This window comes from Catenibacterium sp. co_0103 (assembly GCF_004168205.1).
GTDB lineage: Bacteria > Bacillota_I > Bacilli_A > Erysipelotrichales > Coprobacillaceae > Catenibacterium > Catenibacterium mitsuoka_A.
The window spans coordinates 1-12,308 of record NZ_RCYB01000008.1 but is presented as its reverse complement, the minus strand read 5'-3'; the positions used below and the strand labels follow the sequence as shown (position 1 = coordinate 12,308).

The following is a 12,308-nucleotide window of genomic DNA, read 5'->3' as shown; positions in this document are numbered from 1 at the left end:
CTACCTCCCTTTGTCTAGTATTCTACCACACAAAAAAGGCTCTTGAAAGAGCCTCCTATTATTCTGCCTTCATTCTTGTCATTGGAAGCATTGCAGCACCGATAGCACCACAGTCTTCTAATTCTGTTTCAAGTAGTGGAATATGATTTCTCATACCGACATGAATCTTCTGATTGAATTCTTTTGTTAACTGGTCTAGGAAATACTTCTTAGACTTCATAACACCGCCACCTACTACAAAACAATGTGGATCAACTGTATGTGCGATATTTGCGAATAATGTAGCAAGTTCACTAACACATTCATCCGCAATACCCTGAGCTGTTTCATTACCTTCAGCAGCTAATCTAAATACATCACCTGCATGATGTACTAAATCTTTACCAAGAGCTTCCTGACCCTTTCTAGTGATTGCAGTACCAGAGCATTCTCCTTCTGCAGCACCTGGGTTTAAAGCACCCTGCTTATAACCATTATTCTTAACGATAATATTACCGATTTCACCAGCATGTCCTCTACCACCAGAGATTAACTGTTTGTTGACTGTGAAAGCGCCACCAATACCAGTAGAAACTGTTACATAATAACAAGTTGGATAATTCTTACCAGCACCTAATACCGCTTCAGCAAGACCAGCAACATTTGCATCATTATCTAAGAATACAGGTTTATTGAATTTTGTAGATAACTTTTCCGCAATTGGATAATTTTCAAAACCAGGAAGGTTGCTTGCCATAATCATAACACCCTTTACAACATCAACTGGTCCAGGTACACCAATACCAATACCTTCTACATTTTCAATTCCACCACATACTGTATAATCGATTGCTTCAATCTGACGACAGATTTTTGCAGTAACAGCATCTGGTCCTTTTTCTCTTTCAGTAGCATCCTTCACTTCACTATATGACTGACCATTTTCATCAACAAGTAAAGTTCTTACGTTTGTACCACCTAAATCAATTCCAATAAAATACTTCATGTTCTCTATACCTCCTTGAAATATTATATTACAGATTACACTTTCACGCTATGAAAAAAGTTCTTTTTGTATCTTTTCTAACTGTTCTGGTAACTGTGAAGTAACCGTTTTACCTTTTAAGTAACTCATAGAGCCTATCGGATCCACAAAAGTTAATTGATAAGCATGAAGGAACTGATGATTAAGATGGAATTTCTTCTTTACTTCCTTATTCCATTCAAAATCTCCATATTTACTATCACCCATTACTGGATGGCCTGTCGCACTTAAATGAATACGAATCTGATGTGTACGGCCAGTAATAAGCTGTACTCCTACTAAAGAACATGTAGAACATCTTTTTAAGACATGCACTATTGTTTTCATAGATAAAGCCCCCGGTGTATCTTTTTTTACTAAATACATCTTTCCTTCATCTTCATTCTTTTTGACATATCCTGATAATGTAGCATCCTTCATATGTCCCATCGCAATAGTGAGATACTTCTTTTCAATGCCTTGTCTTGTTTTCATCATTGTATTTAAATCCTGAAGTGCACGCATATCTTTACCAAAGATTACAAGTCCACTTGTATTACGATCTAAGCGATGCACCGGACCTGGTGTAAAGCTGATATTCTTTTCTGGATCATATTCACCCTTCTGATATAAATAAGTGAGTACCTGGTTAGATAATGTATTCACTGATTCATTGATATCTTCATGAACAAGCAATCCTGCAGGTTTATCTACAATAAGAATATGTGCATCTTCATAAACAACTTTAAAAGTAATAGGTAATTCATAAATAGTTAAAGGCTTTGTATATTCCTTGAATTTATCTTCATATAAGAATAGTTCCACCTCATCCCCCAAATGAAGAATATAGTTTTCCTTTACTCTTTTACCATTTACTTTAACATCTTTTTTTCTTAACATCTTATATATAAGTGAAGAAGGTGCCTGGACTAACACTTTCTTTAAGTATTTATCTATTCTTTGATGATCATCATATTGATCGATTACTAGTTTTTTCATAATGTCTCCTTTACCTCCTCATTATAGCATACACCTCTTAGATTATGGTATAATAAAAGTCGAGGTGACAATCATGGAAAAACAAATAGATTCAACAACAATTTATGATGGAGCCATCATGAAGGTGACTAAGGAACATGTATTATTACAAGACGGTAATACTGCTGTACGTGAATGTGTATATCACCATGGTGGTGTATGTATTCTTGCGATAGAGGATGATGAAATTATTCTTGTAAAGCAGTTCCGTTATCCAAATAGATGCGATACATTAGAAATACCTGCGGGTAAGCTAGAACTAGGAGAAGATCCTGATAAGGCCTGTTATCGTGAATTTGAGGAAGAAACAAACAGACGTGCTAAAAATATGCGTCCTATCTTAAAGATGCTTCCTACGCCTGGTTATTCAAGTGAAATACTTAGAATTTATGAAGCAGAAGACTTTAAAGAAGTAGAAGATTCTTTACAGTGTGATGCAGATGAATTCTTAAATATCATTAAGATGCCTATCGATGAAGCTTACAAAGCAATCTTTGACGGACGTATTATTGATGGTAAAACTGTCATTGCAGTTATGTATGCTTATAACAGAAAACATTGTAAATAATAAAAGAGCTCTAAGAGCTCTTTTTACTTAGTATAGAGTATTTAACAACTTCTACGATTGAAACAATCACTACATTCATAATATAACAATGAATCATCTTTAAAGCAGAAAGAGTCATCAATGTATTATCATTCATATAAGTATAGTAATCCGGAATAACATTCGTAATAGAATGAAGACCATTGAAGATGAATTCAAAAATTGATTCAACAACATCAATATAGCCTAAACTAATTGCATGCAATACCTTCACAACAGGCTGATCCATCATATTACCTAGCGCAATATGAACTACTAAACCAAGTAAGAGAATCATCAATGATAATAATAAGACATAACTAATATTAATAAAAGTATTAATAATATGATGATCAGGTTTCTTTTTTGGTTCTTCTACCACTGGTTCTTCTTTTTCTTCCTCTTTTTCTTCTGGAGCATTGTTTTCAGCTTCCATAACCTTTGCGATGACATCATTCAATGCAGCCGTATCCTGCGCATTCAGTGATAATGCGGTAAGTTCTTCTTTATTTTCTTCTACTACAGGTTCTTCTTCCTTCTCTAATTCAGCTAGATCCTCATCACTGAAGGTAAAACGTCTTGGACGTTCTTTAGTGAGTTCAGAGAGTTTAGATATATAAGTAGATTTAATGATTTTTAATAAGTCAGGGTCATCCTTATAGACTTCCTGCAAGTTTGCGAATAAAGCCTTTAATTTAGCAACAGACATTTCTTTGTCCATACCAAGAAGTGGTTCAAAGATCTTATAATCTTCATAACGACCAAAAAGAATATCATTTAATGCTTCATACATTGTATTGGCTACCTGATAAGAACAGCTGATTTCATCATCTCCTGCTTCTACCAAATCATTTAAATAAATAGTATTCATTCCGATATTATTAGCTGAATGAAGAATACTATTCATAGAAGTAATGACTAATGTATCTTTAGGTGTTACTTGGAATCTTTTATCAATATAAGCAAGCAGTTCTTCTGAAGGAAGTGCTTTAATATCTGTATCACATCCAATAACATAATCAACCTTACGATATAAAGATCCAAGTTCTAGATAATTAATAGCTGTTTTAGTTTTATGAGTAGAAACAACTGCAATTGGAATATTATTCTGACGAAAGTATTCAAATAACTCAATAACACCATCTTTTGGTGATAAACCCTTCATGTTCAAATAATTATATAAATCTTTTTCTACAGTTGCATTAAGCTTCTGACTATTAATTATCGTCGCAAGTGGAAGAGTGTCATACATTGAATACATATTACCTAAAGCATGATAGAACTCTTCAGGAATGACAGTAATATTTTTCTTTTTACATAAGTTCTTATAGAAATTATAGCGGAGTCTGTTTAGGGGGAATATACATCCATCCAATTCTATGATTGCTAGTTTTAATTCCGTATCCTCTCTCATAAATAATACCCCTTTCCCTAATCTAACCTCCATTATAGCAAATTCCCAAATGATATGCTATCATATACAATAAAAAAGCAGAACCGAAGTTCTGCATTGTTTACAAATGGTCTCCCCGCACGGGCTCGAACCGTGGACCCTCTGATTAAGAGTCAGATGCTCTACCAACTGAGCTACGGAGAGAGATATGTCCTCAACCGACGAGTTATATATTACACGATTAAGGACACTTCGTCAACTACTTTATGAACTTTTTTTACTTTTTTTAAAACAAGTCATCATTGTTCTTATATTTAGAGTTTATGATGATTGTTTCTGTATGATCAATACACTTCTGTACTTCTGATGCAAAGTCCCATTCTGCTTCATAGCCTTCTGCTTTATAAGCCTTAGGTTTAGTAGCTGGGTTATGTGGTGTAAAGATTGTACAGCAGTCTTCAAATGGTCTAATAGAGATATCATATGTACCAATCTTTTCCGCAATCTTAATGATTTCTAATTTATCCATACATGCAACTGGACGAATAACCGGAGTAGTAATCACCTGATTGATTGTATTCATAGATTCAAGTGTCTGAGATGCGACCTGTCCGATACTTTCACCATTTACAATAGCCAAACAATCATTCTTCTTTGCAACACCTTCCGCAATTCTATACATCATACGACGCATCACTGTCATAGCATAAGATTCATCACAATGATCATATACAGATAACTGAAGATCAGTAAATGGCACGATATGTACTTTAATAGAGCCATGTGTATAGTCTTTTAAGACATTGACTAGATCTAATACCTTTTCTCTCGCCATTTCATTTGTATAAGGTGGAGAAGCATAATGAATACATTCAATATCTACACCACGCTTCATAGTGAGATAACCTGCCACAGGTGAATCAATACCACCAGAAAGCATTAATAAAGCTTTACCACCAATACCTACTGGATAGCCTCCTGCACCTGGAATCATATTATCCATAATATAAATCGCATCTTTTCTATATTCTACACGCACTAAGATATCTGGGTTATGTACATCAACAGATAATTCTTTAGTTGTATGATGGAATACATAGCCTGCAATTTCTTTATTCATCTCAATAGATGTCTTAGGATATGACTTGTCATGTCTTTTTGTATCAATCTTAAATGTATTTCCTTCATCATGATCAATAATATAAGTAACAACTTCTTTTGCTTTTTCTAAGTCATGTTCCACCTTATAACATAATGAGAAGTTATGAATACCAAAGATTGTCTTTAACTTATCTGTCACTTCTTCCGCATTTTCTTCATTTAAATAAATATAAAGACGATCATATGTTAATTCATATTCTAAGGCAGAATAGTCATGAAGTATTTCTTTTGTATTCTTTAATAGTTTTCTAATAAATAGTTTACGGTTCTTTCCTTTAGTTGTAAGTTCTCCAAAACGAACAAGAATATGATCTGGTTTCATCTAATTACCTCTGTTTCTTAATTCTGTTTAATGTATCTTTTAAAGCATCTAGGAATGTATCTAATTCCTCTTTTGTAGTGAGATGTGAAAATGAGAGTCTAAGTGCACTTGTACCAATACGGGGATCTAAATGCATAGCAGCAAGGGTATGAGAGATTTCTACTTTTTTACTTGAACATGCGCTCTTAGTAGAAATATAGATTCCTTTTGTTTCTAAATCATGCACAATAACTTCTGGTTTATAGTGTGGACATGAAATGTTTAAAATAAATGGACTTGCATCCTCTGGTGAGTTAATCACTACATTGTCCATCGCACTTAATTGTACACGTAAATAGTCATTCAGTGACTTTACATAATCATAATGATTCTTTTGTGATTCAATAGCTTTACGCATTGTCTTTGCGAGTACAATATCCACGCATGCATTACTTGTACCACCTCTTAAGCCATTTTCCTGCTGACCACCATTAATAAGAGGCACAATGCTTGCAGTACGCTTCTTATAGAGTAATCCACTTCCCTTTAAGCCAAATACCTTATGAGCTGAGAAAGTAGCTAAATCTATATCATCTAATGTAATGGGAAGCTTACCTAAAGCCTGTACCATATCTACATGATATTTAGTCTTAGGATTCTTTTTATGTACAATAGATGCAATTTTATGAATAGGATTAATTGTTCCTACTTCATTATTCACATACATTGTAGAAACAAGAATTGTATCTTCTCTTATTAAAGATTCTAATTCTTTTAAATCAAGATGTCCCTTTGAATCAATAGACACATAATCTACATCAAAGCCAAACACTTCCTCTAATTGTTTAAATGTATTGGCAACACTTGAATGTTCAAAAGCTGTTGTAATAATATGCTCTCCTCTATTCATATATTGGAAAGCTGTTCCTTTAATTGCTGTATTGTTGGATTCTGATGCACATGATGTAAAGATCAGTTCATCAGGAGAGACATGAAGTAATTTCGCAATATGAGCTCTTGATTGCTCAATTAAGCGACTTACTTCGTAACCTGGTGCATATGTAGAATCAGAATTCGCAAAATAAGTTGTTAAAAGTTTTGTATATGTAGAGCGTATTTCCTCATCAAGAGGTGTCGTAGCTACATAGTCTAGATAAATCATCTAATCACCTCGCTTTAAATAATAACGAGATAAAAGAAAAAAGTCCACCCTAAGCGGACTTAATTTCTTTCCTTTTAATAAGCTCTTCATATTTTCCTGGTTCAAGTCTTTCTAGAATATCTACTGCAACTTGTAATGCATTACGATATTCACCATTTCTAAATAAGACTTCAGCCTTTGTAAGTTCTGTATTCACTTCTAAGAACATTGAACGATAACGGTTCGCATAAACAATCGCATCTTCAACCATACCTGCAGTTACTATCATATTATGTACATTATCATAAAGCTTATAAATCACATCTCTTGCCCCTTCTACCTTGGCACATAGTTCATTCAATACAACTGGTTTATGGGCTTTAAAATGTTTAATTTCTTCTACTTTATTATAAGAATCCGCAATATAATCACGATAAGAATCATTTACTAAAGGAAGATGTTCATTCTTGATTTCTGACTTAATTTCTAATAAGACAATATTGATATTTTCTAAGAGTTCTTCTGTTTTCTGATTCTTAGTATCAATATCTTCTTTCTGCTTTTCAAATTCTTCTAGATATGTATCATGCTGCATCATTCGATCATATAGATTTTCTACATGTTCCAACATATTTGCATAAGCGAAATGTCCAGATTCCATCTGTTCAATTAAATCATTGGCATACTTTTGAATCTGTTTAAATTCTTCATACTTCTTGCTGATTACAACTTCTTCTTCATCAATCACAAATTCAGTAATCAAACGATGATATTCTTTCATTGTATTTTGATAAACATCTGTCAATCTCTGAAGTTCATTATAACTTTCTCTCCATTTTTCCTTGAACCGCTTATAAGAATCAAGTTCTTTACCTAAATCAATCACTAATTCTTCAATTAATCCAGTTAACGGTTCAAGTACTTCTGCGGCACCCTTGATATCAACATTCTTTACATGGGCAATAGATTCTTCCATCTGTTCATCTACTTCCTGACGACGTGCTGCAATATTCATTTCTTCAAGTGCATATTCATCACCTTCTAAAGAAGTAATCAATTCATCCACCTTATCAATCTTACTTGGTAATAAGTCAGATACAACATATACATAAGAAGGAAGATCCTTTAAGTTTTCTTGAAGACTATCAATACGATTTTCAATTTCTTCAGTAAAATTCTTTGCATCCGCAAACATCTGATTATTCATCAATGTTTCAAGCTTCACAAAATCATCATCTAATTCTTTAAACATTTCTAAAGCATGTGGTACAAATTCTTCTACTTTAACACGAATCTTTTCATACTCATTGCCTACCTCACGGTATTTTCCTTTTACTCTAATGATTTCTACACGCTGGATGTTTTCTATTTCTGTCACCTTCTCAATACGCGTAAGAAGGTCTTTAGCGTCATGATCATAACGCTGTGTCATTTCATGAATCAACGCAAACTTCTTCTTTATGCCATGGGTTTTTCCATAAAATAAAGATTCATCCACTTCATTCACAAGAACACCTAATTCATTCTTCTGGAATTCAGTAATCTTTTCAAAATCTTTTGTGAATTGTTCATATTCTTCAGCCACTTCTGGCATATTTTTCGCAATAGACTGTACACGACCTAATCTATATTGTAATGGTAGTGTTTTAATTCCATTGATCTGGTTTTGTAAGTCCAATATTTCCTGACGATATATCTTTAATTTAATCGAATGATATACGATCATAAAAATAATCAAAGCAACAAGAATAGTTCCAAATATTATTAAGTTTCTTACTCCTACATATTCTATAAAATTCTTCATATAATCCATAAAACATCCCTCTCTTACATATCGATATAATTTTATCATATTTTCCAAGTCATTTCATTATGGAATCGTGAAACACTATTAAAAAATACACATATGTATATTTCTTTTTGTGAAAATATTTACTCTTTCCTAAAAATAGGAATATGATTGTATTGTTTAGGGAGGGTAAAAAATGAATGAAAGTACAGATTTAATTAATGGAAAGATATGGAAAGCCATCCTCTGGTTTTCTATTCCAATGTTAGTGGGGAATTTATTTCAACAGCTCTATAATACTGTAGACTCCTATGTTGTAGGGAACTTTGTAAGTTCAGGTGCCCTTGCAGCAGTTGGGCAGTCTACACCAATCATTAACACTCTTGTTGGTTTCTTTACTGGTCTTGCGACAGGTGCTGGAGTAGTCATTGCCCAATATTTTGGTGGCAATCACTTAAATAAGATGAAAAAAGCAATTCATACTTCAATTGCCTTAACTCTTATTTTATGTGTATTATTCACTATTCTAGGGATTGGATTATCAAAACAGATTTTAATTCTTATTGGTTCTCCTGGTTCAGTCATGGCTCCCGCTTCTTTATATTTACGTATTTATTTTGGTGGTATTTCTTTTGTATGTATTTATAATATGGGATCTGGTATATTACGTGCTGTAGGTGATTCTAAAACTCCTTTATACTATTTAATTGTTGCATCTATTATTAATATTATCTTAGACTTTGTTTTTGTATTATATTTTCATATGGGTGTTGCTGGGGCTGGATGGGCTACTTTTATTGCCCAGGGAATCAGTGCATTACTTGTTATGATCAAATTAGTATTCTCTAAAGAAATCTATAAAGTAGAGTTTAAAGATATTTCTATCGATATGCCTATTTTAAAAAAGATTATTGAAATAGGTATTCCTACTGCCTTGCAACAATCCATTGTATCTTTTAGTAATGTAATCGTTCAGTCTTATATCAATACTTTTGGAGCCAATGCAGTGGCTGGCTATACTTCTTATGTTAAAATTGATGGATTCCTACAGCTGCCAATTCAAAGTTTTGCGATGGCTATTACGACATTTACTGGACAGAACATTGGTGCGCATGCCATAGATCGTGTTAAGAAAGGTCTTCGTACGACAATGGCAATGACTTTTGGAGTAACAACTATTGGAGTGCTTATTATTTATATATTTGGAGAACAATTGGTAGGTATCTTCTCTAGCGATCCTGAAGTGATTAAATATGGTTATTTAATGGCTCGAATATTCGCAGCAGGTTATCTTACATTACCTGTCATACAGATTATATCTGGTGCATTAAGAGGTGTTGGTTTATCTAATATTCCTATGTATTTCATGGTAGGTACTTTTGTCTTTTTAAGACAGATTTATCTTGCGATTGCAGTACCTTTAACTCATAACATTGGTATTGTATTTGCAGGATGGCCAGTTACATGGGTGATCTGTATGATTGGTTTACTTATTTATTACTTCCGTGTACATTGGTTAGATCATGTATAAGAATATCGATATTATTCCGATATTCTTTTTTTGTAGTGGTATAATTGATATTGAACTGAATATCCATAAGAAAACTTATAGTTTATATGCTGTTTTAAAGGAATCAGATGAAGTATTATCTGAGACTAGGATTCCAGCTGATTCTGATTTTATTATCAAGCAGGCTACCCTGGCCATTTTTTATGCTAGAAGCTTGCAGAAAGAGGTAACATATGATTAAAACAATTCTAGGTGATATCACAAAAGTAACAGATGTAGAGGCTATTGTGAATGCAGCGAATAATCTTCTTTTAGGTGGTGGAGGCGTAGATGGCGCAATCCACAAGGCTGCTGGAGGTGAACTACTTAAAGAATGTAGGACACTTCATGGATGTGAGACAGGAGAAGCTAAAGTCACAAAAGCATATAATCTTCCTTGTGATTATGTGATTCATACTGTGGGACCAATATGGTATGGTGGAAATCATAATGAAGAAGAATTACTGGCTAATTGTTATTATAATTCGATGAAGCTTGCAATGGAGTATGGTATTAGAAAGATTGCCTTCTCTTCTATTTCTACTGGTGTCTATCATTTCCCGGTTGAAAAAGCGGCGCATATTGCACTCGAGACAGTATCTCAATTCTTAAAAGAACATACTAATGATTTTGATTTGGTAGAATGGGTTCTCTTTAATTCTCATACTCAATCTGTATATGAAGCAGAATCGAAGAAATTTATGTTGTTTTAATCAACTTTTATTTGACTTTCACTACTTTATTCAGTATAATCAAACTCGCAATAAAATGAATAGCGGTACATAACAGTCGTGCAGCTACGTTCTTGACTTAGGGATGCAAAGTATCTTACCGCAAGAGAAATGCTTAATAAGAACATACGCAGGGTGAGTTATGAATTGTTATTGTTTTATGCAAATAAAACAATAAGGAGGTAACGTCAATGGCACGTTATACAGGCCCAATCTGGAAAAAGTCTAGAAGACTTGGTTTCTCAGTATTGGAAAACGGAAAAGAATTAAACAAGAGACCTTATGCTCCAGGTCAGCATGGTCAGAAGAGACACAAGAGCACTGAATATGGTCTTCAGTTAGCAGAAAAGCAGAAAGTAAGACATATGTATGGTATTAACGAAAAGCAGTTCCACAACACTTTCGACCGCGCTTCTAAGATGGAAGGTGTAACTGGTTCAAACTTCTTATTCTTACTTGAATCAAGATTAGACAACGTAGTTTATAGAATGGGATTTGCAACTACTCGTAGAGCAGCTAGACAGTTAGTAAACCATGGTCATATTTTATTAAACGGTATCAAGACTGATATCCCTTCATGTAGAGTAAATCCTGGTGACGTTATTACTGTTAAGGAAAGATCTCAGCAGTTAGATGTTATCAAGACAGCTTTAGAAGCTCAGACTCATGTTCCTGGCTTCGTTGAAGTAGATGCTGAAAAGAGAACTGGTAAATTCACTAGACTTCCTGAAAGATCTGAATTAAATCAGGAAATCAACGAACAGCTAATCGTCGAATACTATAACAGACTTGGTTAATTCTATTAGCAGCCTTAGGGCTGCTTTTTTATTGGAGTATGTATGAATGCAACATTTAATTTAGTCATGGATATTATTGGCACGATTGCTTTCGCAATTTCTGGTGTTATGGTTGCAAGTAAGAAAAAGATGGATTTGTTTGGTATAAATATTCTTGCACTCTGTACAGCAGTTGGTGGAGGGATGGTCAGAGATGTACTGATTGGTGTCACTCCCCCTGTTATGTTTAGAAATCCAATCTTTGTAATCATTGCATTAGTGACTGCCAACTTGACAATTTTAATATTATATTTTCATAAGAAAACAACTAGAAAGAGTATTGAATCTCTAACAACTCAATTATTATTTATCTTTGACACTTTAGGTCTTGCTGCATTCACAATGGACGGAGTGAATGCAGGTATGGCAGTTCATACAGGAATATTTCTTCCTGCCTTCCTTGGTGTGATGACAGGTGTAGGTGGAGGTATTATCCGTGATGTTCTTGCAAATGAATTACCGCAGGTATGTGTGAAACAGATCTATGCATCTGCTTCCATCGTTGGTTCCATCATTACATGTTTATTTATAAAGTATTGGGAAACGAATACTGCAGTTATATTAGGCTTTATTATAGTTGTACTTATCAGAGTACTGGCAGCCCATTATCGATGGGATTTACCAACAATTGAATACTATGAAGACAAACAAAAATAGGTTCTCGCGTGAGAACCTATTTTTTTGGGTCTTTAATTTTTGTGGAGGTCAGACCTTCGCTCTAAATATTTGGGGGTCTTGGAAACAGCACCTTTAAATCTGTGGGGGTCACACTGTGGCTCC

General features: G+C 33.9%; 11 protein-coding genes and 1 tRNA gene. 5 read left to right on the top strand and 7 right to left on the bottom strand.

From position 1 onward, the window contains the following. Positions 1-58: 58 nt before the first annotated feature. Together EAI80_RS02485 and EAI80_RS02480 are read right to left on the bottom strand one after the other, a co-directional pair. The gene (locus EAI80_RS02485; RefSeq protein ID WP_129980828.1) at positions 59-985 is read right to left on the bottom strand and encodes an ROK family protein; all 927 of its coding nucleotides are present in this window, start codon (positions 983-985) and stop codon (positions 59-61) included. Between the two features lie 48 nt (positions 986-1,033). Further along, on the bottom strand, positions 1,034-2,002 hold the full coding sequence (locus tag EAI80_RS02480; RefSeq protein ID WP_129980827.1) for an RluA family pseudouridine synthase: 969 nt from the start codon (positions 2,000-2,002) through the stop codon (positions 1,034-1,036). A gap of 73 nt (positions 2,003-2,075) precedes the next feature. Here EAI80_RS02480 and EAI80_RS02475 point away from each other — a divergent pair, with 73 nt between their 5' ends. Beyond that, a complete protein-coding gene (locus EAI80_RS02475; RefSeq protein ID WP_055233635.1) occupies positions 2,076-2,609 on the top strand; it encodes an NUDIX hydrolase in 534 nt (177 codons plus the stop codon). A 10-nt stretch (positions 2,610-2,619) separates the two neighbouring features. Here EAI80_RS02475 and EAI80_RS02470 read toward each other — a convergent pair whose 3' ends face one another. From EAI80_RS02470 to EAI80_RS02450, 5 genes are all read right to left on the bottom strand, one after another. Next, entirely contained in the window at positions 2,620-4,041 is a 1,422-nt protein-coding gene (locus EAI80_RS02470; protein ID WP_161220270.1) for an HAD hydrolase-like protein, read from the bottom strand. A gap of 107 nt (positions 4,042-4,148) precedes the next feature. After that, positions 4,149-4,224 (bottom strand) — tRNA-Lys (locus EAI80_RS02465). Between the two features lie 82 nt (positions 4,225-4,306). Continuing rightward, complete coding sequence (gene thiI / locus EAI80_RS02460) at positions 4,307-5,503, bottom strand: tRNA uracil 4-sulfurtransferase ThiI (RefSeq protein ID WP_022425401.1); 1,197 nt, start codon at positions 5,501-5,503, stop codon at positions 4,307-4,309. A 4-nt stretch (positions 5,504-5,507) separates the two neighbouring features. Further along, a complete protein-coding gene (locus EAI80_RS02455; RefSeq protein WP_129980825.1) occupies positions 5,508-6,644 on the bottom strand; it encodes a cysteine desulfurase family protein in 1,137 nt (378 codons plus the stop codon). Between the two features lie 49 nt (positions 6,645-6,693). Beyond that, positions 6,694-8,436 (bottom strand): septation ring formation regulator EzrA, encoded by a 1,743-nt coding sequence (locus EAI80_RS02450; protein ID WP_129980824.1) that lies wholly within the window; start codon positions 8,434-8,436, stop codon positions 6,694-6,696. A 172-nt stretch (positions 8,437-8,608) separates the two neighbouring features. On the opposite strand from EAI80_RS02450, the gene EAI80_RS02445 reads away from it, so the two are divergent. From EAI80_RS02445 to EAI80_RS02430, 4 genes are all read left to right on the top strand, one after another. After that, positions 8,609-9,943, top strand: a complete 1,335-nt coding sequence (locus EAI80_RS02445; protein ID WP_129980823.1) for an MATE family efflux transporter — start codon at positions 8,609-8,611, stop codon at positions 9,941-9,943. A gap of 212 nt (positions 9,944-10,155) precedes the next feature. After that, positions 10,156-10,674: an O-acetyl-ADP-ribose deacetylase gene (locus tag EAI80_RS02440; RefSeq protein WP_129980822.1), complete on the top strand. Its 519-nt coding sequence runs from the start codon at positions 10,156-10,158 to the stop codon at positions 10,672-10,674. Between the two features lie 209 nt (positions 10,675-10,883). Continuing rightward, positions 10,884-11,489, top strand: coding sequence for a 30S ribosomal protein S4 (gene rpsD, locus EAI80_RS02435; protein ID WP_129980821.1), 606 nt, complete (start codon positions 10,884-10,886; stop codon positions 11,487-11,489). Between the two features lie 42 nt (positions 11,490-11,531). Next, entirely contained in the window at positions 11,532-12,185 is a 654-nt protein-coding gene (locus EAI80_RS02430; protein ID WP_129980820.1) for a trimeric intracellular cation channel family protein, read from the top strand. Positions 12,186-12,308: the final 123 nt, after the last annotated feature.

Bases quoted from the DNA above. Each gene is read 5' to 3' on its own strand.
- EAI80_RS02450 (WP_129980824.1), bottom strand. From the start codon at position 8,436: ATGGATTATATGAAGAATTTTATAGAATATGTAGGAGTAAGAAACTTA.
- EAI80_RS02475 (WP_055233635.1), top strand. From the start codon at position 2,076: ATGGAAAAACAAATAGATTCAACAACAATTTATGATGGAGCCATCATG.
- EAI80_RS02440 (WP_129980822.1), top strand. From the start codon at position 10,156: ATGATTAAAACAATTCTAGGTGATATCACAAAAGTAACAGATGTAGAG.
- EAI80_RS02445 (WP_129980823.1), top strand. From the start codon at position 8,609: ATGAATGAAAGTACAGATTTAATTAATGGAAAGATATGGAAAGCCATC.
- EAI80_RS02485 (WP_129980828.1), bottom strand. From the start codon at position 985: ATGAAGTATTTTATTGGAATTGATTTAGGTGGTACAAACGTAAGAACT.
- EAI80_RS02430 (WP_129980820.1), top strand. From the start codon at position 11,532: ATGAATGCAACATTTAATTTAGTCATGGATATTATTGGCACGATTGCT.
- EAI80_RS02470 (WP_161220270.1), bottom strand. From the start codon at position 4,041: ATGAGAGAGGATACGGAATTAAAACTAGCAATCATAGAATTGGATGGA.
- EAI80_RS02455 (WP_129980825.1), bottom strand. From the start codon at position 6,644: ATGATTTATCTAGACTATGTAGCTACGACACCTCTTGATGAGGAAATA.
- thiI (WP_022425401.1), bottom strand. From the start codon at position 5,503: ATGAAACCAGATCATATTCTTGTTCGTTTTGGAGAACTTACAACTAAA.
- rpsD (WP_129980821.1), top strand. From the start codon at position 10,884: ATGGCACGTTATACAGGCCCAATCTGGAAAAAGTCTAGAAGACTTGGT.
- EAI80_RS02480 (WP_129980827.1), bottom strand. From the start codon at position 2,002: ATGAAAAAACTAGTAATCGATCAATATGATGATCATCAAAGAATAGAT.